The sequence below is a fragment of the Paenibacillus sp. J31R98 genome, from assembly GCF_056269245.1.
This window is the reverse complement of the sequence record NZ_JBWDNO010000001.1, coordinates 1,432,460-1,457,552: the sequence shown is the minus strand read 5'-3', so window position 1 is coordinate 1,457,552 and position 25,093 is coordinate 1,432,460. Positions and strand designations below refer to the sequence as shown.

25 protein-coding genes are annotated in these 25,093 nt (G+C 44.4%); 4 read left to right on the top strand and 21 right to left on the bottom strand.

The window, feature by feature from the left end; translation table 11 throughout:
• Positions 1 to 592: 592 nt before the first annotated feature.
• Positions 593 to 1,228, top strand: coding sequence for a nuclear transport factor 2 family protein (locus tag AC0YNX_RS06510; RefSeq protein ID WP_475814811.1), 636 nt, complete (start codon positions 593 to 595; stop codon positions 1,226 to 1,228).
• 109 nt (positions 1,229 to 1,337) lie between these two features.
• On the opposite strand, the gene AC0YNX_RS06505 is transcribed toward AC0YNX_RS06510, so the two are convergent.
• The 5 genes from AC0YNX_RS06505 to AC0YNX_RS06485 form a co-directional block, all read right to left on the bottom strand.
• Complete coding sequence (locus AC0YNX_RS06505) at positions 1,338 to 1,466, bottom strand: hypothetical protein (RefSeq protein WP_475814810.1); 129 nt, start codon at positions 1,464 to 1,466, stop codon at positions 1,338 to 1,340.
• A gap of 484 nt (positions 1,467 to 1,950) precedes the next feature.
• Positions 1,951 to 2,394, bottom strand: a complete 444-nt coding sequence (locus AC0YNX_RS06500; protein WP_475814809.1) for a cupin domain-containing protein — start codon at positions 2,392 to 2,394, stop codon at positions 1,951 to 1,953.
• Positions 2,395 to 2,432: 38 nt separating this feature from the next.
• Positions 2,433 to 3,152, bottom strand: a complete 720-nt coding sequence (locus AC0YNX_RS06495; protein ID WP_475814808.1) for an alpha/beta fold hydrolase — start codon at positions 3,150 to 3,152, stop codon at positions 2,433 to 2,435.
• Between the two features lie 14 nt (positions 3,153 to 3,166).
• On the bottom strand, positions 3,167 to 3,715 hold the full coding sequence (locus AC0YNX_RS06490) for an acireductone dioxygenase (RefSeq protein WP_475814807.1): 549 nt from the start codon (positions 3,713 to 3,715) through the stop codon (positions 3,167 to 3,169).
• Between the two features lie 31 nt (positions 3,716 to 3,746).
• Positions 3,747 to 4,409, bottom strand: a complete 663-nt coding sequence (locus AC0YNX_RS06485) for an NAD(P)H-dependent oxidoreductase (RefSeq protein ID WP_475814806.1) — start codon at positions 4,407 to 4,409, stop codon at positions 3,747 to 3,749.
• Positions 4,410 to 4,842: 433 nt separating this feature from the next.
• Here AC0YNX_RS06485 and AC0YNX_RS06480 point away from each other — a divergent pair, with 433 nt between their 5' ends.
• Both AC0YNX_RS06480 and AC0YNX_RS06475 read left to right on the top strand, forming a co-directional pair.
• Positions 4,843 to 5,385 carry a YjgB family protein gene (locus tag AC0YNX_RS06480; RefSeq protein WP_475814805.1) on the top strand — a complete coding sequence of 181 codons (543 nt, stop codon included), beginning with the start codon at positions 4,843 to 4,845 and terminating at the stop codon, positions 5,383 to 5,385.
• A 452-nt stretch (positions 5,386 to 5,837) separates the two neighbouring features.
• Positions 5,838 to 6,557 carry a DUF4386 domain-containing protein gene (locus AC0YNX_RS06475; RefSeq protein ID WP_475814804.1) on the top strand — a complete coding sequence of 240 codons (720 nt, stop codon included), beginning with the start codon at positions 5,838 to 5,840 and terminating at the stop codon, positions 6,555 to 6,557.
• Between the two features lie 7 nt (positions 6,558 to 6,564).
• Here the strand turns inward: AC0YNX_RS06475 and AC0YNX_RS06470 are convergent, their stop codons facing one another.
• The 3 genes from AC0YNX_RS06470 to AC0YNX_RS06460 form a co-directional block, all read right to left on the bottom strand.
• Positions 6,565 to 7,149 carry a Crp/Fnr family transcriptional regulator gene (locus AC0YNX_RS06470; protein ID WP_475815195.1) on the bottom strand — a complete coding sequence of 195 codons (585 nt, stop codon included), beginning with the start codon at positions 7,147 to 7,149 and terminating at the stop codon, positions 6,565 to 6,567.
• A gap of 64 nt (positions 7,150 to 7,213) precedes the next feature.
• Complete coding sequence (locus AC0YNX_RS06465) at positions 7,214 to 7,867, bottom strand: DUF4386 domain-containing protein (protein WP_475814803.1); 654 nt, start codon at positions 7,865 to 7,867, stop codon at positions 7,214 to 7,216.
• A gap of 65 nt (positions 7,868 to 7,932) precedes the next feature.
• Entirely contained in the window at positions 7,933 to 10,050 is a 2,118-nt protein-coding gene (locus tag AC0YNX_RS06460) for a helix-turn-helix transcriptional regulator (protein WP_475814802.1), read from the bottom strand.
• Between the two features lie 243 nt (positions 10,051 to 10,293).
• Between AC0YNX_RS06460 and AC0YNX_RS06455 the strand changes: the two genes are divergently transcribed.
• Positions 10,294 to 10,857 (top strand): YmaF family protein, encoded by a 564-nt coding sequence (locus AC0YNX_RS06455; RefSeq protein ID WP_475814801.1) that lies wholly within the window; start codon positions 10,294 to 10,296, stop codon positions 10,855 to 10,857.
• Between the two features lie 454 nt (positions 10,858 to 11,311).
• On the opposite strand, the gene AC0YNX_RS06450 is transcribed toward AC0YNX_RS06455, so the two are convergent.
• From AC0YNX_RS06450 to AC0YNX_RS06390, 13 genes are all read right to left on the bottom strand, one after another.
• The gene (locus tag AC0YNX_RS06450; protein ID WP_475814800.1) at positions 11,312 to 11,731 is read right to left on the bottom strand and encodes a hypothetical protein; all 420 of its coding nucleotides are present in this window, start codon (positions 11,729 to 11,731) and stop codon (positions 11,312 to 11,314) included.
• 93 nt (positions 11,732 to 11,824) lie between these two features.
• Entirely contained in the window at positions 11,825 to 12,214 is a 390-nt protein-coding gene (locus tag AC0YNX_RS06445) for a VOC family protein (RefSeq protein ID WP_475814799.1), read from the bottom strand.
• A 450-nt stretch (positions 12,215 to 12,664) separates the two neighbouring features.
• Positions 12,665 to 12,850, bottom strand: a complete 186-nt coding sequence (locus AC0YNX_RS06440; RefSeq protein ID WP_475814798.1) for a hypothetical protein — start codon at positions 12,848 to 12,850, stop codon at positions 12,665 to 12,667.
• 369 nt (positions 12,851 to 13,219) lie between these two features.
• The gene (locus AC0YNX_RS06435) at positions 13,220 to 14,134 is read right to left on the bottom strand and encodes a phosphotransferase (protein ID WP_475814797.1); all 915 of its coding nucleotides are present in this window, start codon (positions 14,132 to 14,134) and stop codon (positions 13,220 to 13,222) included.
• Between the two features lie 242 nt (positions 14,135 to 14,376).
• Positions 14,377 to 14,547: a glycine zipper domain-containing protein gene (locus tag AC0YNX_RS06430; RefSeq protein WP_475814796.1), complete on the bottom strand. Its 171-nt coding sequence runs from the start codon at positions 14,545 to 14,547 to the stop codon at positions 14,377 to 14,379.
• 617 nt (positions 14,548 to 15,164) lie between these two features.
• Positions 15,165 to 16,034 carry an alpha/beta hydrolase fold domain-containing protein gene (locus AC0YNX_RS06425; protein ID WP_475814795.1) on the bottom strand — a complete coding sequence of 290 codons (870 nt, stop codon included), beginning with the start codon at positions 16,032 to 16,034 and terminating at the stop codon, positions 15,165 to 15,167.
• Positions 16,035 to 16,349: 315 nt separating this feature from the next.
• Positions 16,350 to 17,807, bottom strand: coding sequence for a hypothetical protein (locus AC0YNX_RS06420; RefSeq protein ID WP_475814794.1), 1,458 nt, complete (start codon positions 17,805 to 17,807; stop codon positions 16,350 to 16,352).
• 298 nt (positions 17,808 to 18,105) lie between these two features.
• Complete coding sequence (locus tag AC0YNX_RS06415; RefSeq protein WP_475814793.1) at positions 18,106 to 18,309, bottom strand: hypothetical protein; 204 nt, start codon at positions 18,307 to 18,309, stop codon at positions 18,106 to 18,108.
• A 2-nt stretch (positions 18,310 to 18,311) separates the two neighbouring features.
• On the bottom strand, positions 18,312 to 18,677 hold the full coding sequence (locus tag AC0YNX_RS06410) for a hypothetical protein (RefSeq protein WP_475814792.1): 366 nt from the start codon (positions 18,675 to 18,677) through the stop codon (positions 18,312 to 18,314).
• Positions 18,678 to 18,818: 141 nt separating this feature from the next.
• The gene (locus AC0YNX_RS06405; RefSeq protein ID WP_475814791.1) at positions 18,819 to 20,375 is read right to left on the bottom strand and encodes an ABC transporter substrate-binding protein; all 1,557 of its coding nucleotides are present in this window, start codon (positions 20,373 to 20,375) and stop codon (positions 18,819 to 18,821) included.
• Positions 20,376 to 20,502: 127 nt separating this feature from the next.
• Entirely contained in the window at positions 20,503 to 21,396 is an 894-nt protein-coding gene (locus AC0YNX_RS06400) for a carbohydrate ABC transporter permease (protein WP_475814790.1), read from the bottom strand.
• Positions 21,397 to 21,403: 7 nt separating this feature from the next.
• Positions 21,404 to 22,345: an ABC transporter permease gene (locus AC0YNX_RS06395; RefSeq protein WP_475814789.1), complete on the bottom strand. Its 942-nt coding sequence runs from the start codon at positions 22,343 to 22,345 to the stop codon at positions 21,404 to 21,406.
• A 192-nt stretch (positions 22,346 to 22,537) separates the two neighbouring features.
• Complete coding sequence (locus tag AC0YNX_RS06390; RefSeq protein WP_475814788.1) at positions 22,538 to 24,868, bottom strand: helix-turn-helix domain-containing protein; 2,331 nt, start codon at positions 24,866 to 24,868, stop codon at positions 22,538 to 22,540.
• Positions 24,869 to 25,093: the final 225 nt, after the last annotated feature.

Sequence of the window (25,093 nt, the reverse complement as noted above, 5' to 3'; positions counted from 1 at the left end):
GATTGTAAGTGAGCTTCACTTGCTTCGGGATCAACTATAACAGGCCTTCTTACTTTTCGTAAGAAGGCTATTATTTTAAGTATGCTTTAGAAAAGTAAAGTCCTCCTCTCCTGTTTTTGTTGAAAGTCAATACAAGTCATAGAGACTGAAGATTGTGTTCCGGAACATGACATAATTGTCTGTAATAAAGCTTCTTCTAATAAAGTAACTAGCGAATTAAAGCAGAAGCATCTGTTTCTATCCATGCTAACGTTGCCTTAGCCCCTACTCCATATCTAACCTAACCTCTTTTTCGCCATTCGGACTCTTGACTTTAAATTTCTAAAGCATATTTAAAAAAAGTACGTTCTTATGAAGAACAAGATTACCTGTTATAGTTGACCCCGAGGCAATTGAAGCACAATTACCATCCCAAATGAGAAGAGGTTTTCACATATGTAGGGGAGCTCACAATATACGAATAAAGATACCTATCAGAGGAAAGATACACTTGCGGAGCCATTAACTTAAGGAGTAATTTTGACGGAACTCGTTATTTAGCTGCAATCAGGAAAAATGAATAAACAAAAACCCATACAAAGGATATGATCATATGTTGAAGAAGAATTTTTTTATCAGTGTTATTTTAGGTGTCGTCTTTCTAACAACTATACTCTCGGGATGCTCGGCGCAAAATAATACGACCAAGCAAGCTGCTCAGGCAGGTTTGCAAAATGTTCAGGCGAATCAAGTAGCGAATATCACTGAGCTTGAAGACAAATATCAACGCTTGGAGGATATTGAGCAAATCAAACAATTAAAAGCACGTTATTTCCGTTTTGTTGACGAGAAGAAATGGACCGAGTTTGGGGAGCTGTTTACTTCGGATGCCAAAATCATGTCCGAAGGCGTAGACTATTCCAAAGGCGGGGGAGCAGCATACGGGAAGATGATCGGGGATCTTGTAGGTAAAGCACCTACGGTCCACCATGGCTATATGCCCGAAATTGAGATGATTGATAAGGAGAATGCCAAGGGTGTTTGGGCGATGGAGGATTTGTTAACCTTCCCTGACGCGAAGGGCGCTTATCCAGGACATCACGGATATGGCCAATATCACGAAACGTATAAAAAAGTAAATGGAGTTTGGAAAATCAGCAGCACAGAACTAACGCGCTTCCGTATGGATCCTCTTAAGAACTGGGATCCGAGTACTGACCCTGTCACTGGACAGCCCGTATCCAAATAAGCGATGAAAAAATTACCCCTCTAGACGCTCCAATCGAGCGCTAAAGGGGTAATTTGCATGGCTCCAACCCGAAATAATATTTCTCGTATGCTTGCAAGACATCACTGCATCATGTCCGCCAAACCCGAAAGTCGAAATGGTCATGGTTGATCGTAGGAGAAATGATGATATTCTGAAGTGTCTTAACAAGGGCGATTACTTCCAATTCACCAAAGGCGCCAAGTAAATGACCGGTCATCGACTTATTGGCGGTTACGGATATACGATCGCGGGACCTAATAGTTTTTTATAGCAAGTGTTTCATTATGGTCGCCAACTTTCGTGCTGGTAGCATGAGACTTCATCAAGCTTGATGCCCGCCTCATGTATCGCCATCTTCATCTTCATGGCCTGGTAAGAACCGCTGTCTTTAGCAAGCGGCACGGTAAGCTTCACCAATCGCAGTATTGCCGGTCAAGCACGCCGTGACCAGGGAATCGAAGATCCGTAGATCCCGTATTTCATACTAATAAGCGCCAGTACCATATTAGAGATCATTATAGCGGACAAGGCAGAGCTAACGCGATACGCCCCACGCGTTTCTTTGATGGCTGCCTGCTCAAGCAACGTCTGAATTCCACCGGCAGCAGAACCGACATACACATAGAGCGGGACAAAGCGAAAATAATTCCGCTCTGTCCCGCTCTTCTTTGATTGCTATCTGATGAATTCGCGCTTGATTATTATAACATCATCGGCGGTCCGATAATTACGGTATCGTTATTCGCCGCAATTTGAACAATATCTTCAAGAGAATGACGACCGATTTCAGGGAAGAAATCGTCGATCCCACCCGGCGTGAATATGAACAGCATCCGCCCCGTGTCAGGACCTACGTTAGCCCATGCGTGAGGTACGCCGCGAGGAACCCAGACACTTGTTCCAGCGGTGGCATCGAATTCCTCGTCGCCAACTTGGAAACGGAAAGTGCCCTCAAGAATTTCAAACGTTTCCTCGCGTTCGTTATGGATATGCTTCGGCGGGCCCATCAGAGACGGTACACGTGCTTCAATGATCGTCATTGTTCCTCCAACCTGATTACTGTGAAGGCGTACAGTCATCTTCTCTCCTGGTATTGTGTCGAACCATTCGAGATCCTTAGCGTAATTAACGACTGTTTTATTCATTATTTTGTCATTCTCCTTTTTTCTAATGTGGATTATTGTTAGGTTAGCTTCAGCAGATTAACCGCCAATTCTTCGGTGTGCGAATAGAATGGCGAGTGGTCCGTGTCCATGGTAATGACTCGTTCACAAGGCGTTCGAGTGTGCATCGCGCGCTGTAATTGGATTGGAATTGCTTTATCTTTCAGCGCTTCGATATATACGCGGGGGACAGAACCGAATTTTTCGTCCGACAGCTGTACTGGCGTAACCAACGGTACCAGCGGGTCTAGACAAAGCTTTTCTTTTGCAATCCTAAAGTCCAATTCAGAACACTCGGCAAATAGGTGACTCCGGATCGCTTCATCTCTAAGACCCATATAGGTTTGATCCTCGTCTATGAAGACTGCCGTAGGAGCGTCATCTCCTAGATCAACGGTTGCGAAGGCTTGAAACATGGACTGACCATTCCCCGGAAGAAACGCGCACAAATAAACAAGCTTCTCGATTTTATCGGGGAAATATTCGGCTGTCTGGCTGATGACCATCCCTGCCATACTGTGCCCCACTAGAATGACCTTCTCGGATTCCTTATCCAGAATAGTGCCCAGACGATCCGTGTAGCTTGTAAAGTTAATATCGGACATCGGCGTATGATCTTGGCCGTGCCCAGGTAAGTCAAATGCGATTACCCGGTGTCCCGCGTCTTCGAGCATGGGCATTATTTTTTCCCAACACCAAGCTCCATGCCACGATCCGTGTACCAGTACAAACGTACTCATCACTATCACTCCAATTAGCCTTTATTTCTCTCGAACTCTGCATCGTTATATGGTGAAGCAATCCAACCTTCAGTCTCAATGAAGAGGCGGATCGCTACGATTTCACGTGTATCCATCAGGGTGAAGAAATGCGGCTTCGATTCCGGAACGGAAATGACGTCGCCGGCTTCAAGCTCTACGTCGAAGTAGCCGATATCTTCCGTGCCCTTAATAATAAAGATCCCTTTTCCGGCAGTAATGGCGCGGATTTCATCTTCGGAATGCGTATGCACCGCTTCGAACTTTTGAAGCAGCTCGTCCAAACCGGGCGTTGCTTCGGACAGGGTGATGACATCCCATAACTTATAGCCGCGCCGATTGGCCAAATCTTTGATTTCTGTGTCGTAGATGACAAGAATTCGCTGTTTCTCCTCTTCGCTCAACACGAATTTTTCTTTGAGTTCGTCCGGCAGCTTGGCAGTATCCCAGTGCTCGTACAAGACGGCCTGCTTACCTAGGAAAGAACGCACTTGATCTTCAGCTTCAATACGTTCATTCGTATTCCGAATTCTAATTTGAGCCACGTGTATTCCTTCTCTCTACTATGTCACCGTATTATACGAATTGGACGAGTTCTTCTATAGGCCGTCTTGTTTTAGCGCGCCCCGGCTCTTTGGACCGGTAGCCGAATGCCGTCATCACGCTCAAACCGAATTCGCCGTCTCCAAGCAACCCTTTTTTGTCGAGCAGATCATTGACGGCATCCAATTCAAAGCCTTCGATCGGACACGAATCGATGCCGATATGCGCCGCGGCCGTCATCATATTGGCCATCGCCAAGTACGTCGACTTCGACGACCAGTCCAGCAACGCCCGTTCGGAATCCAGATGAAGGGTATCGTAGAATTGGGCGTAAGCTTGCTTCATGCTTTGATAAATTTCTATAGGCATACCCTTCACTTGAGTTTGCTGTTCGATAACGTACGAGGAATCGTGAGTGAGCCCTTTTCTAGCCAAAATGATAACGAAGTGGCTTGACGTAGGTAGCGAACGAATTGCACCGGATACAAGCGGTGCAAGCTCCAGTCTGAATTCCGGACTTTGCACGACGATGAATTTCCAAGGTTCATTGCCTCCAGAGCTCGGAGAAAGGCGGCCGGCCTCGAGAATGAATTGAAAATCCTCATCAGATATTTTTTTCGTTGGATCGAATTCTTTGGTTGCATGCCTGAAATAAAACGTGGACAACAATTCCGTTTTTTTTACTTCGATATCCATTTATTAATGTTCACCTCGTGAGTGGATTTTTTTGGCCAATTAGGATATTGATTAAGCTTCAATCGCTGTGGGGTCAACTATAACAGGTATTCATTATTTTCATAAGGAGGCTATTTTTTTTAATATGCTTTAGAAAAGTAAAGTCACGCTTCATGGCTTGTCGTATCCTGCCGCTTAATCGAGGTCACTTGGTAATGGGAGAACTTCGGGGTTGCCTTCGTTATACGCTTCCCTGGTTATCATAGGGAATGAGATAAAGTTCTTGTCAATTTCGGTAATGGGATCAAGTTCTTGTCATCTGGTTTTGACAAGAACTTGATCCCATAAATAAAAAGGCCGCGATTTTCGCGACCTTTAATGAGATAATATTCTTGTCATCCGACAGGACGATCGATTTCGATGTACATCTGCGAAAAAAACGGCGATTGCCGCTGTGGTTGCTGGAACCTTGGCTCTGTCCGCCGCCGGTGCCATTCCTACTAATGTATCCGCCGCCGCTACTCCGGTTGACGCCCATACGAAGGCTCTCGAAACGCTGATGAGCTTCTACAAACCAGCTCTCCAAGGCCAGTTTCCGAATTTCCACGGCTTTACTCTCGGTTCGACCACGCACGGATCGGTCATTAAAGCGATAGGCAAAGCCGAATCTCCGGCCAAAGATGCCGACAGCTTCGATGTTTATCATGCGGAAATGGGACATCCCGGCTACGCGATAAACTATAAGCTGGACAGAATACGGGAAATGCGCTACTTCGGAACGAACGTCGAGCGCCAGACTAACCTCGGCGGTATTTCCGTCCGCATGCTCATCCAGCACTGGGGCGCACCGAATAAATCGGTTCTAATTAAATCGGGCAAAACCGTACAAAAGAAAATCACCTATTTCCGCGGCAAGTACCAACTGGAATTCATTTTCAATGGCACGACCGGAATGGGAATTGACCATATCAACCTCGTGAACAAGTCAGTTAAGTAACCCCATTTACTGTCGCTCACGCTAACACTTATTGAAGCTTTCACGCCAAACGCGAAAGCGAAAACCACAAGGCATGCTTCTCATGAGCATGCCTTGTTTGCATACGGCTGTAACCCGGTTCTCCCCGGTCGGCATTGAAGCGTCTCTCCTCTTCCCTGAGTTGTCGGGATTTTGACAATGTACATTTAATTTAGTTTTTAATTTAGTTTTGAACATCAAGGTGCATTCGAAATGCCGGTCCGCCTGGTGTATCAGTGAGGCCGATGATAACAAATCCTGCTGATTCGTGTATAGATGTTCTTGTCGCCCGACATCCGTTTGCGATTTTGTCTCACATCCCCCTACATTTAGGAACATGCGTTCCCATAACCCTCTTGACTTAAGTCAATGAACATCATAACCCTGCCTGTTACAATGGACTCACTACTATAAGAACTAAGGGGGGGTTTTTGATGGTTACCTCAGTAAAAATTCTATCGGATCAGCGAAAGTCTGCTCTAACAGCTGGCACATCACTTATTATCATGACGCTTTCTGCATTTTTTTCGTATGGCTTTGTCCATGAAAGTCTTCTCGTGCAAGGGGATGCCAATGCCACACTTCAGAATATCATTTCACAAAATATGCTTTTCAAAGCTGAAATCTTTGGTTGGATCATCATCCTAATTTGTGACATTGTGGTCGCTTGGTCTTTCTACATATACCTGAAGCCAATTAATAAAAATCTTTCATTGCTCGGTGCATGGCTACGACTTACTTATGCAACTATATTGGGAAATGCCATAATGAATTTATTATTTGTGTTGCGTCTCTCGAACAATACAGACTATTTATCATTAATTACAACAAATCAACTTCAAGTACATGTTATGTTGTATCTAGAAGCCTTTGATTCAATATGGTCTATCGGCTTAATTGTTTTTGGCGGGCATCTACTAGTTGTGGGGTGGGTGGCTCTCAAATCAGACATCGTACCTATTTGGATTAGCATCTTATTGTTGATTGCTTCAATCGGCTATATTCTTATTCACTTATGTAAGTCATTTCTTCCAGAATACGATGAGATCATTATGATACTTGAATTTGTATTTACTGTACCCATGATTGTAGGAGAATTAGGCTTCGGGTTATGGCTGCTGTTCAGAGGAGGGAAAGTCTCGGCAAAGGCGTGACATCTGGCTAATCTTTATCTTTATGGACTCTCTTCTTAATTCTGCTTAATGACTCTGGAGTAATACCGAGATAACTCGCCAATTGATGTTGGGGTACGCGATCGATTAAATAAGGGCGTTTCATTAATAGTCCTTTGAAGCGGTCTTCTGGTGAAGAAGCGATAAAAGCAGCGAATTCATTTTGTACTTGACCAAAGTTCTCCACGATCATCTTGTGTGTCATAGATTCCAATTGAGCGTATTTGTTATACACGTCCTCTTCAGTATCTAGGTGACCAACGACCATCACAGAATCTTCAAGACACGTAAAGGTGTATTCAGATGACTTATCTAGTTTATGATGATTGAATAATGAAATGGCTTGCTCTTCGGTGTAGAAATTCGATGTGACTTCTCTTCCTGCTTCATCTATCGAGTACTGCCTTACGCATCCCTTCAAGACGAAATAACATTTCGTGGGAACATCCCCTTGCCTCAGTAGAATGGTTCCTTTTTTATTTTCTTCAATCTGTATCTCATTAACAATTGCTTGTTGTTCTTCTTCGTTAAGGGAAGTCAATCTAGCCAAATACTTGAATAATATGTCCTTCATTTTCAATTTCCTTTCATCTCCTCTCCTCTGACTCTCTCCAATTTACATTATTACCCTACATTATTTAGATCTCTGTGCGATTGAAACCCTTAACAATTATCCAAATGGGAAATACGATTTCGAATATTGCTCCTGGAGCATATAAAACGGGCCAGATTTCTTGTCCGAGGATCACCTGACAGCTGTTCGCCAATAATGCCGCATACCCGATGAAACCGATGACTGACAAAAATCGTGGAACCAGTTTTGATCGATAGAGAATTTCACACAGCAATAAGCTGCCTAAACTTAGAACAATCATGGCCATATGGAAGAGCATAGAATGTGCTTCTATCAATGATTTCCCTATCGTCTCAAAGTACGAACTCTTGGGAGTACCTAGTGAGATGTAATTTTTGCTCAGCTCGATAAGTACAAACGGACCGATTGTACTAATGATAAGTAGTGTAGACTCCATGATACGAGATCCGAAGTATCCCAGCGCAAATGCTTCGTTATGCTTTTTTAAGATGGGGTACAAAAGCATAGCAATCCCCACTACTGCTAAGGCGTTTATCAACTCCAAAAAAGATCCGGAAACCACGTTTGTTCGGTCTGGATAAAGTTTGGCGAGAAAATCCGGTCGATTTAGAACCGGATCTAGAAGTCCGTTTCCTATCAAGTAAGTACCTGTCGAAACCAGAAATAATGCCCCTGCCACTCTTGCAATCTTATTCATGCCTATCACCTCTTGGCTAATTTATAAGAAGTATAGCTCGAAGAGGGTTGGGGCTTGTAGACACTTTAGTGTGGTTTACGGAATTTGGGGAATAAATTCAATTCACTGGCACGAGCGATCGCTTCCGTACGTCTTTGCACCTGAAGCTTTTCAAAAATCCTGCGATTATGCCCTTTGACCGTGTCCAAGGCCAAAAAGAGTTTCTCTCCGATTTCTCTGTTCGAGAGCCCCTTAGCTATAAGCTCGAGCACTTCGATTTCTCGCTGGCTGAGCGGTTCGATCAGGTTGCTCTTTTCACGGTTGCTCACACGTTCCAAACAAAGTTGTGCTTCACGGAGAGCTGGAATCGGTAGATCACCGCCTAGACGCAGAGCCTCTTGGTAAAATTCCTCCGCTAGACTTCTTCGATTTTCAGCTTCCTCTATTTGACCCATTCCAATCATGGCCATTACAGCCATCAGTTGATGACCCATCTTTAGGCTATTCGAAATGACTTCGCAGTAGGCTTCACGAGCGGTGGAATGATCTCCGATTCGCTGGCAAGCGACGCCCAGCATCCAAGCGGCTGCCGTTCGAACGGGAATATTATCCGGTCGCACGTACGCCAACGCACGGCGTGATTGGATTATTACATTCTCAATTCCTTGATTTCCGCTTATCCCTACATCACTTGTAGGTGCAATCAGTCCGACAAGTTTATCGGTCTTGTCGCCGTGTTCCGTGTTTTGCATTGCCGCTTCGGCTACCTGTAATTCTCTTTCATCACGGTTTGTATTACCATTTAACACCAATGATGCCAATGTAGCCCGAGTCGCTGCAATCAGTCCAATCAGGTCCCTGACACGAACGTCTTGTTCCACACCTTCCAGTGCCGCCTCTGCCGCTCGCAGCTTGTGTTCGACGCCAGTCAGCTTTCCCGTAATCAGAAGAGCTGAACCATATATCACCCACAACGCGGGTCTGACATCCAATTCAGCGGCAGGCAATGACTCAAGCCAGTTAAGAGAAATGCTAACAGCACCGCGAAGATGCAGCGGCATTCCTTTGCCTTCGAGCAGACGTGCGGCGCAATTGATGTCATGGGATTCCACAGCATGGCTAAAGGCTTCGAGTTCGAAACCATTGGTTTCATACCAGTCACTTGCTCGTTTATGCAATTCCGCGATATTACCTCCCTTGAGAGTTTCCTGTAGCCTTTTGCGAAGTAAATCTGCAAACAAATGGTGATAGCGATACCACCGTCGTTCATTGTCCAAAGGCACGACGAATAAGTTCTTGTGTTCAAGATCCATTAAAGTTTGGATACCGGAAACCGTGGGATCGAGCATAATGTCATCGCAAAGAGGACCGCTCATACGGTCGAGGATCGATGTCCGCAGCAAAAAGCTTTGAACGGCCTCAGGCTGCCGCCGCAGGACTTCTTCAACAAGATAATCTAACACGAAATGATGTCTGCCACTGAAAGACTTAATAAACCCATCGGCGTCATAGTCTCCCTGGATGGAGATCGCAGCCAATTGCAGACCCGCAACCCAGCCTTCGGTGCGTGACTCCAACGAGGCTATTTTATCCATGTGCAAGTTAAGGCCCATGATACGGTTCAAAAAATCTTCAGTTTCGGAGAGAGTAAATCTCATGTCGGCTGATCGCAACTCGGTCAATTGGTCCACGGCTCGCAATCGAGCCAACGGAATGCTCGGGTCCTCGCGGGTCGACATGACAAGGTGCATCTGAAAAGGAAGATGATCAAGCAAGAAGCACATGGCATCGGAGACTGGTTTTGAATTCGCCGTGTGATAATCGTCAAGAACAAGCATGAAAGGAGTCGGAATGGCCGCGATCTCATTAAGAAGAGCAGTCAAGATCGACTCAGTCGGCGGCAGTTGAGGTAGTTGAAGCATAGCAAGTACGCCTATTCCTATATTCTCCTCAATTGTCTTTAGAGCGGAGATCATGCATGTTAAAAAGCGGGTAAGTTCGTTGTCCCCTTCTTCTAGCGACAGCCATGCTACAGGCCGTCCGCAGTTAGCGAGCCATTCACAAACTAAAGTAGTTTTGCCATACCCCGCTGGTGCGGAGATTAAGGTAAACTTGCGGTAAAAACCCCTACTGAGCCTTTCAGTCAATCGTGAGCGGAGAACCGCGTTCGGCCGAGGTTTAGGGATATAAAATTTGGTGGCCATTATTGGAGTAGACATATATTTAACCACCCTGCCTCTTAGCTTAAAAACAAATCAAGCTTATTTTTGGACACCTATCATATTCGTGATCTTACTCCAAGACCCTTTTAATGAACACAGATAATAATCGTAAGTATGAAATTGAAGAACTGCATATCACGAAAAACAATATAAATAGGGTTCACAAGGTGAGAACCCCTGTATACGCCTACAATACCAACGGTGAAAAAGAGGGCTAAGGCAAACATGGTACCAGCCACCCGAGGTAATCTATTTCTATTATGTCGATATCTCTACCCAAGCCTATTTCGGTTGCTTTTAGAAAAGCCAGCCCATAGGCGGTCACCGTTTCACCGAATCAATTCTCCGCCATACATTATCCCGTTACGATTTCATGTAAGGAAGGAGTATGCTATGAGAATCCCGATATCCGGATTTATCATGCAATCAGGTGATGATGACCCTCTTCACGCTCATAGGCTCTATATAACATCATGGAACGGCAATCCTAGACAAAATCATGTTCACGCCATGTCTGGGGTGACATCGATAGATGATGGGCATTCCCATCAATATGCGAGTTGGACTGCTCCCGCTCCAACCGGTGTGCCACATGCACACAGCTATAATATGATGACATTTGTCAGTCAGGGACATACCCATTTGATTCAAGGTACAACAGGTCCTGCGATCGCCATACCAGGTGGCGGGCATTATCATATGTTTGAAGGATTTACAACGATTAATGGCATCAACCCGCATTCACATAGGTATAGCGGACAGACAGGCAATGAAGTTAGTACGATGTAGCATAATGCGATATATCCCCTGCCAAGTATAGATAAATAACCTGGCCCGACTGTCCAGGTTATTTTCTAATTTCCGTTAACCACTCGTTACTGTTTAATAAGCTCTCCTTTGGGCAATTGGAAGGAAAAACAATAGATCCCTTCTTCTATAATTAACATCTCACTATTGAAGATAACTGCCCGTTAGCAGAACGAAGTGTAGTCAGTTACCTCTGGCGGACTGCTTCAATATGCGAATACCGGCGTTTCGTCGGCAATGAGATCAAGTTCTTGTCAATTTCGGCAATGAGATCAAGTTCTTGTCATCTGGTTTTGACAAGAACTTGATCCCATAAATAAAAAAAGCCGCGATTTTCGCGACCTTTAATGAGATAATGTTCTTGTCATCCGACAGTAACATCATTCTCGTCCAATTTTGCTTTGTTAATTAACTTCGCCATTTGGTACCACTCACATTAGCCTAAACTCTTGAGCCAACTTTTATAGAAATTTAATTGCTCGTCAATGCTTACAAAAGTTAGATCGTTATCACATTCAAAAATATCAACCATATCACTTGTCTTTGCCTGTCTTCCAAAAGTTAACCTGTAAGCTAAGCGTCCAGCCCCCATGGACAATGCCATTGGCGATGGATAAACTTTTAACGCTGCCCCATTACACTCGATTTGTATATGACGTTCCTCCAGGTGTTGTCTGAGCTGTTTCAGTGCATCAGAGAAGTTCTCGCTTTTGAAACTTATTTGTTCTTCACCAACTCTTATACTTAACAAAACCTTATCCTCGTCATCCGGTGCCTCTTCATAATCTTCTAAGTTCTCCTTAGATTGAGAACCGTCTTTCCAACGGAAATAAACTAACTTCTCTTCTTTGGACAAATAAAACACCTCTTTGATCCTTCAGCCGCTTTCATTGGATGGCTGTTATAGTTGAACGATCGTGCCCGTTAGTTCAATTAGTGATTAAAGATATCATCCTTTAAATGGTTCGTGCACAACGAGCATGTTACCGCTAGGGTCAAAAAACTCAAAATCCATGCCTTCCCCTCTTTCTTCTCTAACTTCGCCTATACGAACCCCATTGTCCCGCAAGTCATCCAAAAGACTCCGGATATCTGCTGCTTCGATTCCAATAACAGGTTGTATACCATCCCTCAGTTGAAAATGAGCATATGTATCATGTTCCGTTTCCCATAAAAAGAAGTGTGGTCCAGATGTAAGCTCAAGAATGACCATTTTATTATCCCCGCGCTTCCATCCCACCTTAAAACCTAAGTTTTCTACATACCATGAAATAGACTGTTCGAGATTTTGAACAGGCACCATTACATGAGACACACGGTTAATCACCACTTTAGACATCTGATATTCCCCCATTACTTTAAATTACAAATTCGGTCCACTCCAACAATACATTCTATTTTGTGATGTACAATCCTGCCGTTAGTTTAACAATTCCCGCTTAAGGCCGTTCCGTCTGGAATGACATCAAGCTCGGTCAGTCGACTCGTATAGTTTAATCCCGCGACAATGTCTTAAGAATTGTGTCGTTAGAGTACAATGTCCCTACATTTGTGCTTTTTTGTACGACAGAAGTGTTCGGACATAAAAATAAAAAAGCTTGATTTCTCAAGCTTTTTTTCAATAAGTTAAGTCCCCTATTTTGTGTCCTTGGACATTTATATATGTATTGAGTTAACGTGCCCGTTAGCGCCATTAACGGAACGAGGCTGCCGATAGAATCTTCGACAGCCTCGTGATGTAGATTATTCAACTCTTGTGTCCCGTTAGCTCATTTGAGTTATTCCTTAATTATTTATCTTTATTTTTGTTATTTATAAATATAGCGATTACTACTCCGACTCCAGCTCCAAATGCAATTGCAAGACCTGCAATACCGAATACTGCATCAAATGCGACACCAAAAGCGGCACCAAAAGCGGCACCTATAGCAATTCTAACGCTGAAAGCACCATTTCCGACATCTTTCATTTTCAAATAATCTCTCCTCTTCTTAATTTCATTCCAAAGGAAGGCTTTACTGCTGCTGTGACAGTTTCGCCTCATACAACGACATTTCAAAAGATTTAGGTATAACTCTAAGAATTCTGGCCGCGGTACTGGAGCAGAATAAATGAGGTAAACAATCATGAGGCTTGAGAATGACCAGTACAAGCTCCCCTCTTCGTGTTCAGATACAGGAGTATAATATATAAGAGCCATCAGCAAGCACAGAAGTAATGAAGATATTAAAGCTACGGCGACTTTTACCCCGTTCAGAGAAGGAGGATCGTACCTTATCGCGGCCTTTAAACGACAAAATGGTGCTGATAGCCATAGCCCCATAGCCGCAACGAAATAATGAGCCTAATCCGATAGTGCCCGCATGATGTTGGATTTCGCCTCTGCCGCAATCGCTTCATTCCCGTCATCGACCGCTTGCATTAAGATCAGTATGGGGATGTATACCGCGACCAGCCGCGCCAGCAGCTTCGTTTCCTCGTCCGCTCCTCCGTACGTTTCAAAAAACTCGCCGCGAGCGTAAGGTGGTAAAAAGCTATAAGCAACGCTCAAATCGCAAGCCGGATGGCCTACGCTCAGATCGCCCCAATCAATGATGCCGGAAACGATCCCGTTCTCATTCACAAGCATATTTTTGAAATGAAGATCGCCATGTAGCAGTGCATTCACCGCCTCGACACGGTCCTTTTGCAGCCTGCTAATATACGCTTCGATCACTCCGGACTCCTCCGGCGACAAGTGTTCAACCACCTTCGATAGAAAGCCCTCCAATTTCACTTTGCGCGATGCTATGTCCGTCAAGTTTCGATGATCTTGCTGAACTCCGCACTTCAGCGCCGCCTGCACCGGAAACTCATGCAATCTCCGCAAAAAATTCGCCAGCGTCTCTGCCGATAAAGCCCGGCGTTCTTCCGTCAAACCGATTGGGAAATCTCCTGGCACGTAGGCATAGCCAAGAAATGGTGCCGGGTATTCGTCACTTGCTTCGCCATAAAACAACGGTTTCGGATAGGGGATGGTCATATATGCCTCCAGCTTCGGCAGCAGCTTCCCTTCCATACGAATCGAGCCAACTGCAATCGTTCTTCTTGGAAACCGGAACACGTACTCGTCACCGATGAGAAAAACCGTATTGTCCCAGCCCCAGCCCAATCGCTTCACTAGCTTCGATGACAGCTGAGGGAATTGTCTGCCGATCAGCGTCCGCGCCTGCTCTTCGTTAACCTCCCACTCCGCATCCCATACATTCGTTCCTCCCATGAATTGTCTGCCTCCTCGTTCCTTACGTTATTTAGATGTTTACATTCACCTGGAAGAATGTCATTAGCTATTCAACCTCATTCCCTGAACTACACAATACTTAAGGTATTCGTAAAATCATTTAACTCTCCTGCCCGTTACTTCAACGGTCACCATATTCGTGGCAACCTCGTCAGTATCCAGTTAAAAATTGAAATAAATGGTGCCGACATGTGCCGGCACCATTTATTTACTGATCATTTTCAGGCATCCGGTGGATTCTTTTTTATTCTAAATCCACCTAATACTACGCTAAACGCTATTCCAAGACCGATACCAACAGAGATATTATCCATTGCCACACCAATGGCTACACCAAGGGCGATTCCTAATGCAAGCGCCATTGCGGGTTTCATCTTGTTCTTCCTATTCATAATTCCACTACCTCCATAATTGCTGATTTTATTAAATACGTCCATCTAAACGGGCGGTTTCTATATTACACAATCATGTAAACTGCCCGTTACTTCAACGAAACAAGGAGCAGCTGCCGCCGGCAACTGCTCCTTGTTTGTTCAGCTAAAGTGCCCGTTAGCTCAACAGGCCGCGAACAATAGGCGGCCTGTTCATCATAGTACTATCGTTCCCGTTCCAATCGTCCGAAAAGCCCTTACAGTCGCTGAATACGATCAGGGAATGATTTTACAACAGCCTTTATCTGATTCGGTGGTGCCTGGTACGATGCTGGAATGCCAGCAACCACCCCGCCTTCGGTTGCCTCCAAATAACGACGCACCGCCATGTTACTGATAGGTTGCTTCGCTTCCTTTGAACATGCCTCCGCGATCTGCTGCCTTCATCAAATCTCATTAAGAAACATAGTTTCCTATCCTTGACCTCATTAAACTGCCCTTTAATGTAATGAAGCCGCCGATCGTACCGGCAGCTTCGTTATAGGTATGTATTGAGCTATAGTGCCCGTTAGCTTAATGATTAATAATGCCTCGAAGCGTAAATTCGGTTTTTAACTGACGTGCGCCATTTCTGAGAATTATTTGCATAAATGTGTTCTTAAAAAATCAACAGCATTTTGAAATGCACTTTGAACCATCGGATCATGAAAATTTTGATCAAAATCATGATCCGCTCCTTCAATCGTTATCAACTCAGTATATACTCCATGTTCTTGAAGCTTCTTATACATCATCACCGATTGCTCATATGGCGTTATTTTATCTTTATCTCCATGTAGAAATAACGTAGGCGGATACTCCGAAGTGATATTATGAATAGGGCTATATTGTGTTAATTTATTATAATCATTAGCCGGATCGAATCCGGTCACTTCATTAACCCAAACACCTTGCTGAAAACAATAAAATAATAAATTGCCCCGTTCTTCCCACTGACCATTCGTTATTTCTTTTTCCCCTATGAATTGATAGGCGCTTTGCTTATCAACGATTTCATATTGTTGGCGGAAATGTTCACTCGGTTTCGTCGCCCATTCCCCTAGAATATCATGTCCAAAACAAGAAACTATCGCTTTTGGTTTAATGTCCATAGTGCCTATTAACAAGCTTAGATAACCACCAGAGGCTTTACCAAATAGAGCAATGTTATTTGTATCAAAATCATACCATTCCGTTGCTTTGGTTCGAGCCCATTCAAGTGCATCTCTAATATCTTCTACAATCGATTCCAATTTTGTTTCAGGAGCCAGTCGGTGATCAATATTCACAACACTAAATCCAGCCTGACAAAAATACTCAATTTGTTCTAAAGGCATCCAAGCTCTATTTCCAGCAATAAAGCCTCCACCATGAATGTAAATAATGACAGGCGAATTTCTCCCTTGGTAATATATGTCAGCGTTAATAGAACAATTATTCACTTGTTTAAAAATCTTTGTTTCTTTCATCTTCTATGTCTCCTTCCGAACCTTGCCTCATTAATGCTTTACTTTAAGGTATTCACAAAGTACAAAGTGATTACACTATCCTTCCCGTTACTTCAATGAAAAACGGCAGCTGATCATGCTATTGATCGCCGTTAACTCAGTGTACGCCTCAGTGCGCTTATAAAATCATTTGTAATAGAATACAACGAATAATCATTCATCTCCGATTTATTGGATATAATCGCATCTATCTCCGTCATGCCGAAGACAATAGAACCCACACTTTCATATGGTTTGATAAGAAATTCCACGATTACATCCCTCCTTACATCTAAGTCACCGAACATCCCAGGACCTCATCACATTTGTTTCCATCCGTCGACCACAGTATCTCAAAAAATCCTTCTCAGAAGGAGTGTCAATTAATGCGTCTGGTTGCTTGTCGCTGATAGGGTAGACGCCCTTCTCGTCGACTCCAAAGTTATTCTCTTCTTTCAATGCATAACTTCCCTGAGTTCCATTAAATGCGCGTTCTAGCTCAAGCATCACATACCGATGTTTCCCGCCTGCTGGCTTCAAGTTCATCAATTTGAGGGTTTCTACCCGCTCAAAGAAATGCTCTGCCAACGTCTGCTGAGGGAACTGAATCCACTCATCTGTGCTGCTGCGTTTTATAGCAAAGGTTTGATCCGCTGAATGGTAAATGGCAGTGGTATGAAGGAACCGGCCTGTTGCCGCGTTATGCTCTATAAATTGGAAGGAGAGCTCCTCCACTTCACCATGTTCCGAGAGAACGGTCTCAAAGTCCTGAATCCTGGCCTGATTACTTACCGGTGTACGAGCTGCAACCATTTTCCAAACCCCGTAGACCCCAAGCTCCTCCACCGATATATGGCGCATGGTTGTACTTCTAGGCTCTGAAGCAGAATAATTCACTACCGAGGGAACTACCAACTGCAGAACATATATGATCAAACCAAGCATGGCTGCCTTATGCTTAACCCCGAGATTGGGTCTTGGCCTTCGGAAAAATAGCAGGTATATAGCTAAGCCCAGAGGCAGCCGAAAACCGTTCACGGTAAACGTAAATCCTCCTAACAGCATATGGCCAATAAGCTTCCAGCCCAGTCCGTTCTCCTGATCTGTACGCCTACTGTAAAGCATGACCAGACTGCCAATTATCAACGCGAAGATGAAGATAGGGAGTAAAACCCCGGAGGACGACTTGTTATATTGATGGTACCCATACAAAGAGTAGCCGGAGTAATGGATGTTAGCCCCCTGCGAGAACTTGTTGCGATCTGTATCCTCAATGAAAATATCGGACATGTTTCCTGGTCCCTCGCCTGTGCCATACTTATTTCCAAGCAAATCGGTACCTGCGTCATCGGTGATTTTCCACTTGAATCCTGTTGTAGATGTAAAAGTATGATTAGTGATATTGAAGATGCTCAACAACTGGCCGGAGGTTCGGTTTGGATGCGGAACGACATTAATTTGAATATAGAAATCAGTCTCCCGCTTGCCTACTTTCTCCAGAACAATGTCCGAATCGAATTTTCTCGCAATAACAAGATCAAGCTTTGTTTCACCGACCTCCTTCGGAATCCATTCCGGCTTCAGGAAGAAGTCCACCGATATGCCTTCCTTAACAAGAGACAAGCTATATCCTTTCTGGTTAATAATCCGATCGTACACCGCTTCGCTGCGATTATCATATAGCCAGTTTGCTGTAATAAGAATACTAATCAGAAGAGTGAAGATCGAAATTTGCAAAACTATTTTCTTATTCAAAACCGCCATTCCTCCACATTCAGTGCATCTAAAACTTGCAATAATTACATCTATACTATAGACATTGGAAAAACAAGGAATGTTGCAAAGCATCCTGTCCTTTACATCAAATAAAAAAGAGACCCGCAGCAACGGGCTACGGGTCTAAGTTATATTTAATAAAGGGGGGTCAATATTTATTATAGACCTGTTACATTAAGCTGAGCTAAAGATTAGCTTTCAATTATGTTACATTTTTTGTGCTATCGTACCCTTCGGAGCTTAGTAAGATTCCAGATTGCTAGATTGTATCACTGCCTCAATTTCTATTTCTCTGCGTTACTATTGCAGAAACAATAATACCGACTGCTCCTACCACCAATGTAATTGTAATGAGAACAATATTAAATAATGTATCATCAAGCTGATGGACTTCATGAATTGAATTATAAAACCTCAAAATTTCAAAAAGTAGAACAATAATCCAACAAGTGAACATTGCTGTTAATGAAATACGAGCCATAATCATCGCTCCTTTTGATTGACTAGAAGTTGTCTAAGCTTCTCTTCCGATAGCAATTCATCGGGATATGGTGTAGTGTCAGCTACTTTTCTTACTTTGAGCGCCCTGAGTGTAAGCCATTCGATGCCAGGACTCATGGTTGTATTCGGATGAGGGAAGATATCGTCAGATGAAATCGGCTCATCAATCACATAAAGAAACCCTTTCATTGAACCGTTATGTAATATCGATCCGTTAGCATCTACCGAAACAACGGTAGGTTTGTGTGAGAAGACCCGAGCATATTCTTGCTCCTGTGTAATCGTAATGCCTTCCAAAAGTTCATCCAGCATCAATGGCGATCCGTGGTACCATGGTTTCGTTCCCAACTAATTCCACTCTCCTTTCAACAATACTACTATAAAGTGCTCCTTCCATCCTACCCATACGCGGCCAACCGACATAAAAGGAAAAAGCCTGAGATCCTCCGATCCCAGGTTTTTTCTCTTACAAGTGTGTCAGCCCTCCGCTTACTTCTTGCCTTTCGCTTTCAACCATTCGTCCAGTTGTTTCTGCTTCTCTTCGATTACTTTCGCGGAGCCGGCCTTCTTCATGGCGTCAAGCAGCTTAGGCATGTACTCGTTCGGATCAACTGCGCCTGTAGTGACTGCGGCTTCGTATTCTTTGTAAACAGCATCCATGTTGGCCAACTCCGTCTTGACCGGCTCTTGGTTGAATTGGAAGCCCCAAATTTCCGGTACCATAGCCGAGTTGTTTAGCTCGATTGTTTTCGGCCATGTATCGTCCGATTGGCCTTCCAGCAAGTAACCGATTGTAACGTTACCCATTGCCCATGCAACGTTCGGAGCATAGCCACCGTCTGTCTTCACCTTGATATGAGTGGCATCGAGTTTATCATAATGTTTGCCTTCAACGCCGAAGGCTAGGAGATTAAACAACGCCGGATCCGTATTTGCCAGATTGAGGAACATCATCGCTCTCTCCGGGTTTTTTGAAGTATTGCTGATTGCCGTCATAGTCGGCTGAACGCCGGAGAAACGTGGTTCGTAGAGTGGGATGAAGACGACATCTTTGCCGCCCAGGTTTTGTTTCATCTCGATTTCTCCGCCCGGCTTGAGCGTCCACTCGTAGAAAGAGACGATTTTTCCTGCCTTCTGATAATCAGCGAACGTAGCTGTGGCTACGTCTTTATTGACATAACCTTTCTTAAACCAATCATGTAGCAATTGATGAAAAGCTAAATATTCCGGTGCTTCCAGTACATATTCGAGCTTGTAGTTAGGATCGCCGGTTCTGTACTCAATTCCGGCAAGTCCGTCAAAGCCATGCATATAAGGAACAAATGAGTTAGATCTGGAACCAAAAGCAATTTTGTCCGGTTCACCGGCTTTAACCTTCTGCAGGAATGGCTCCAAGTCTTTATACGTCTTGATTGTGCTAATATCCAAGCCGTACTTGTCGACCATTTCCTTCTGAATAACGAAGCCGCCGCCTTGTGCAATAATTTGATAGTTAGGAATGGCGTATAATTTGCCTTGCGAGTTTCTTGCCCCTTCAATTGCCGCTTTCGGCAGGCTGTTGATGAAATCAGGTGCGTAAGTGGTAACTAGCGACTCTAGGTCCTTGAACGCACCTTTGAGGGAGTTGTTCTCATAGTTGAATGCCCAGTTTGACGTCCACATCATATCGAACGTTTCACCAGCAGAGACAATTGTGTTCATTTTCTGATCATAGTCACCGAAAGTAATCGGCAGTAGTTTAACGGTCGCATTGATTTTCGGCTTGATGTACTCATTTACCGCAGCTTCAACCGAAGTAAGATCCGGCTGCAATTCAGGTTGAGGAATATAATAGGTCAATTCTACAGGCGGCAGTTCTTCCTTCTCAGGCTCTGCCGGTTCGTTAGTAGCCGTCTCTGAAGTAGTGGACTCTGTGTTCGTGGTTGTTGCCGGCTCATTCGTTGACGTGTTAGATTCGTTGTTCTTATTATTCCCACCGCAAGCGCTTACAAGTAAAACGATTAACATACTTGCCAATAGCAATTTCAGAAAGGCTGTCTTTTTCATATTTAGCTTACCCTCCTAAGTAATTGTCTCGCACTTTGAATTAACCCTGCCCGAGTACCTTACCGACCAACTGTGATTCTTGTACCCCCTCTCGTGGAGTCAACTTACAATGAATTGATTACTACCGTTATCCTTTCAAGGAACCCACGGTTAAGCCTTTGACAAAATATTTCTGAAAAAACGGGAAGATGAACATCATCGGACCCGCTGCCAGCACCGTCATTGCCATCCTCGCGGATAAGTTAGGAAATTTGCTCGTATCGATATGCAGACCACTCATAAACTGAGAGCTGGTGGTCAAGAAATTGATGGTACTCATCATTCGCGTAAGCAGCAGCTGAATCGGAACGAGCTTCTCGCTGTTAATGTAGAGCATCGCCGGAAACCAGGAATTCCAGTAGTTAAACGAGATGAACAGGCCCAGTGTGGCGAGCGCGGGCTTAGAAAGCGGTAGGATCATCTGGAAATAAATCCGCCATTCGCTGGCGCCATCCACCTTCGAGGACTCGATAAGCTCCTTGGGGATCTCTCCAATGAAGCCTTTCATAATAAGGATATAGAAGGGGGAAAGCATCCCTGGGAGAATTAACGCCCATACCGTATCCTTTAGGTGCAAGTACTGTGTCATTAAAATATAGGAAGGAACCAGCCCCCCGCTGAACAGCATGGTGAAGAAGATATAGAACGTCATCGGCTTCACGTAACGGTAGTCTTTACGGGACACGACGTAAGCCGTCATGGATGTGAGAGCTAAACTAGCCAACGTACCGATAACCGTCGTCATAATGGTGACCCAGTAAGCTTGGATCAAGATCATAGGTGATCTAAAAATATAATGGTAGGCATCCGTGCTGAATTGGTGAGGAATCAAATGATAGCCCTGGGTAATAATCGACTCTTCACTCGTTAACGAGATGGCGATAACGAGCAGAAAAGGTACAACCATCGACAGCGTGACGAGAACAAACAAGAGATTGATCCCAATTTCGACGTAGGATACTTTAGGCCCTGTCCTGATCATGATCCACCTACCACAATGAATTTTCCGGATTTATTTTTTTGACCCATAGATTAGCGCTTAGAACGAGGATCAGTCCAACTACGGACTGGAACAAGCCGACTGCTGTAGCCATGCCGACATCTCCAATTTTGGTCAGCGCCCGGTAAACGTAAGTATCAATAATGTCGGTCGTCGGATAGGTCATGCCGGCCAAGCCGCCATTTGGAACAAAATAATGCAAGCCGAAGTCTCCGGAAATGAGCCCGCCGATAGCCAAGATGAGCAAAATCATAATTAATGGCATAATCATCGGGATGGTGACTTTGCGGGCGATTTGAAACCGCGTGGCCCCATCGATTTTGGCTGCTTCGTAATACTCGGGATTGATGGCAATAATGCCGGCATAATAGACCAGCGCGCTGAACCCGATCCGTTTCCAAAGCGCAACAATGTTTAATATGTACGGCCAAGGGCCGGCTTCCATATACCAATCATGTGTCTGCAAGCCCACCATTTCGAGCAGCTTGTTCAGTATCCCGTTGTTAATATCGAGCAAGGTGAACACGATATAATACACCACGACCCAAGACAGAAAGTGAGGAAGGAACAACGCGGTTTGGTACATCTTCACTGCTTTACGGGATATTTCGTTCAATAATACCGCGAAGAGAAGCGCGAACACCGTTGTAAAGAAGATGTAGCCGATTTCATACAGCACCGTATTACGCGTAATGCGAATGGCATATTCAGATACGAAAAAAAACTCGAAGTTCTTAAAGCCAATCCACTCGCTGCCAAACATCCCTTTGTCGTAGTGGAAATTTTTGAATGCCATAATGATGCCGATCATGGGTAAATAAGCAAAAATGAGAATGTACACGACTCCAGGGATGCCAAGCGTAAACAATTCGTGATTTTTTTTGAAGTGGCGCCATTCGTGCGTGATCCGTTTCCACAATCCCTTGTCCAAATTGCTTTACCCCTTTCCTGAGTAATTGGTTCTTGGTTGTTGCCCTCATTATTGCTGTTTTGACCCTATCGCATCTAGTGCACAATCAAGGTATTATTGGCGTTTTGAACTGTGCTTTTTGTGTTTTACTCCTACAATTCGTGAATAACACGCTTAAAGGCCAACCTAAGCGGTCGGCCTTTAGAGATAAAGCTATCGCCCAATCGATTTTTTCAACCGATACTCGCCGGGTGTACAACCGATCTTCTTTTTAAACAGCTTGAAGAAGTAGCTTTGATTGGCGAATCCGGCTTGCTCCATAATTTCGTGTACACTGTGATTTTTGTGTTCAAGCAGTTCTCTGGCGACACCCAGCCGGACCTCGCTAATATAGTCGGCAACGGAAATGAGCTCGTTCTTGCGGAATAATCGGCCTACGTAGTCCGCGGACAATTTCATCATACCGGCAATAGATTGGAGGCTGAGGTTAATGTCGCCGTAGTTTTGTTTGACAATCTCCTTGATCGTCTCAACCAGGATATCGTTGCGTTCCACCAATCCGCTGCGTTTCTGCTGCGTAATGTCATGAAGCGTCTGCCATAGCTGCCGATGAATATCTTCAAGCGTATCCATCTCCAGCATACTTAAGCTAACTTTATTGATATCGATGTCAATGGGCTGTACGCGGTTTTGATTGATTTCCTTCAGGGTTTGCCTAATAATCACCGGTATCTGGGTAATGCCCGTCATAATTTGATCATAGTTGCATGCGGCAATATGGCGTATAAGCTTGTCCAGCGTATCTTCAAGAAGCACGGCATCGTCCGATTTGATTCCTTCGACGAGTCTTTTTTCCAGCTCGGGAAGCAGAGGTTCACTCCTATTGCGCATGTTTTCCTCAACGGAATCGAGGGTAAGCAGTGTGTTTCTTCCGTAAATGAGCTTATACATAATGATCTGCTGAGCTTGATGGTACTGCTTGGAGATATCCGAGAAATGAATGATACTCTCGCTTATGGCAGCGCTGATCGGTATTTTGTAGTAGCGCTGCACGGTTTCCTGAACCAGCACCACCTTTTCCTTCAGCAGCTCGATTGTATCGCCGAGATCATGCTCCGCACTGACCAAGAACGCCAGATGATCAGATCTCAATTCGGCTCCGACGCAGTGATAGCGGCTCCCAATGAGCTCTTCTGCAATGTTCAAGATCGCAAAATGAAACAGCTTCATTTGGCTGGGCCGAAGCAGTTGACTAATTTTCCGGAGGTTATCTATCGCGATGACGATCACGATATAAGATCCGTTCTCCTGAATGTTCATTTGGTTGGATCGGATGATGCCGATGAATTGTTCGTCACTGAGCACCATGCTGCTCGTAAGTAATTGACGGATATGATAAGAATCGATAATGTCCCGGTTATCTCGATGCATCTTTCTCATATCATGCAGATTATCTACGACGTTGGAATATACTTCGGATAAGTAAGCGAGCTCGTCTTTGGCCGCTTGATCCCCGATACCAAACGGATTACTTTGGATTTGGCTCATGAGCCTGTCAATTGGCTTGTACAGCCTTCGAGATACAAAGACGGCGGCAATAATCGACAGAATTAAGAATACGACCGTTAAGCCAATGGTTGTTTGGCGGATTTGATCGATGCTGTGAATGACGGCGTCGTAAGGCTGCGCGCTTACGATATACCAATTGGGTATGACCAACTTGGAGTAGGAGATGATTTGTTTTTGGTCGCCAACTCGCTGAATCATGTACCCGTTTGATTTGTTTTCGCGGACGGAACCGGAGAACAAATCTTGGAAGCCGGCCCTGTTCAGATCGGAGCTCTCATTCGTATATAATATTTGGCCTTCGCTGTTCACCAGCATGATGGAGCCTTCCTTCTTCAGCCCCAGTCCATTGATCAGCTTGATATTGTTAAATAGCCATTCCGGCTTAATATTCAACACAAGTGCGCCTTCATCCGGCTTGTACTTACCGAGCGAGTCGTACATGACATAAGAGAATACATCGATTCCCGTGCTCTTCTCCTTCAGCTTCATGGGAATGAACTTCATTTTCTGTACAGCATCGCTGTTATGGAGGAATTCGAGCATATGCTGCGTAGATTCGCTGCTTTGGCTTTTGAGTGCTGAATTCCCTCCTGCGAAGATCTGGTCGCTGTAGCCGTTATAAATGATAATGGAATCTAGGAAGGAAGTAGAGTTAACGATTGTTTCCATTCTACGGAGTTTATGGGTCAAATCGAAAATAAAAACTTCCTGGTTGGACATCAGAGGCTTGAGCTGAACGTCCCAAAACAGGGCGGACACCATATTTTTGGCGATTTCTTCCATGGAGTTAATATTGTAGTTGATTTGTGCCAATGTTGCTTCATTGTACTCTTTTTGCATCTCGACGACAGAATTTCTGGAGGTATAAAACAGCGTGGCAGAGGAACCAATAAGGAAAATAACCGTTAATACAGATATAGATAGCAGAATACGGAGCAGATACTTCTTCGATTGATAGATTTTCAAAAGCCGCATGGGGGTCATACCTTTCCGTCGTATTAGTTCGAATACGGTCAGGAAACGATGGCTAGTAGTGGGCTCGATGTGTAATTATAAATTTACCATATCTGTAGAGGTTTAGGATAGATGTGGTTGAAGAGGAATTGCTTAGCGGAATAACGTGCTCCGGCACGATCAGGGACGGTTTTGACTCCAGTTCATGTTAATGGCAGCCTGTTCTTAGTTTTACTATCCATAAAT

Bases quoted from the DNA above. Each gene is read 5' to 3' on its own strand.
- AC0YNX_RS06425 (WP_475814795.1), bottom strand. From the start codon at position 16,034: ATGAAAGAAACAAAGATTTTTAAACAAGTGAATAATTGTTCTATTAAC.
- AC0YNX_RS06505 (WP_475814810.1), bottom strand. From the start codon at position 1,466: ATGACCGGTCATTTACTTGGCGCCTTTGGTGAATTGGAAGTAATCGCC.
- AC0YNX_RS06400 (WP_475814790.1), bottom strand. From the start codon at position 21,396: ATGATCAGGACAGGGCCTAAAGTATCCTACGTCGAAATTGGGATCAAT.
- AC0YNX_RS06470 (WP_475815195.1), bottom strand. From the start codon at position 7,149: ATGAAGGACATATTATTCAAGTATTTGGCTAGATTGACTTCCCTTAAC.
- AC0YNX_RS06475 (WP_475814804.1), top strand. From the start codon at position 5,838: ATGGTTACCTCAGTAAAAATTCTATCGGATCAGCGAAAGTCTGCTCTA.
- AC0YNX_RS06465 (WP_475814803.1), bottom strand. From the start codon at position 7,867: ATGAATAAGATTGCAAGAGTGGCAGGGGCATTATTTCTGGTTTCGACA.
- AC0YNX_RS06510 (WP_475814811.1), top strand. From the start codon at position 593: ATGTTGAAGAAGAATTTTTTTATCAGTGTTATTTTAGGTGTCGTCTTT.
- AC0YNX_RS06405 (WP_475814791.1), bottom strand. From the start codon at position 20,375: ATGAAAAAGACAGCCTTTCTGAAATTGCTATTGGCAAGTATGTTAATC.
- AC0YNX_RS06500 (WP_475814809.1), bottom strand. From the start codon at position 2,394: ATGAATAAAACAGTCGTTAATTACGCTAAGGATCTCGAATGGTTCGAC.
- AC0YNX_RS06435 (WP_475814797.1), bottom strand. From the start codon at position 14,134: ATGGGAGGAACGAATGTATGGGATGCGGAGTGGGAGGTTAACGAAGAG.
- AC0YNX_RS06390 (WP_475814788.1), bottom strand. From the start codon at position 24,868: ATGCGGCTTTTGAAAATCTATCAATCGAAGAAGTATCTGCTCCGTATT.
- AC0YNX_RS06495 (WP_475814808.1), bottom strand. From the start codon at position 3,152: ATGAGTACGTTTGTACTGGTACACGGATCGTGGCATGGAGCTTGGTGT.
- AC0YNX_RS06415 (WP_475814793.1), bottom strand. From the start codon at position 18,309: ATGGCTCGTATTTCATTAACAGCAATGTTCACTTGTTGGATTATTGTT.
- AC0YNX_RS06455 (WP_475814801.1), top strand. From the start codon at position 10,294: ATGGTACCAGCCACCCGAGGTAATCTATTTCTATTATGTCGATATCTC.
- AC0YNX_RS06445 (WP_475814799.1), bottom strand. From the start codon at position 12,214: ATGTCTAAAGTGGTGATTAACCGTGTGTCTCATGTAATGGTGCCTGTT.
- AC0YNX_RS06430 (WP_475814796.1), bottom strand. From the start codon at position 14,547: ATGAATAGGAAGAACAAGATGAAACCCGCAATGGCGCTTGCATTAGGA.
- AC0YNX_RS06485 (WP_475814806.1), bottom strand. From the start codon at position 4,409: ATGGATATCGAAGTAAAAAAAACGGAATTGTTGTCCACGTTTTATTTC.
- AC0YNX_RS06460 (WP_475814802.1), bottom strand. From the start codon at position 10,050: ATGGCCACCAAATTTTATATCCCTAAACCTCGGCCGAACGCGGTTCTC.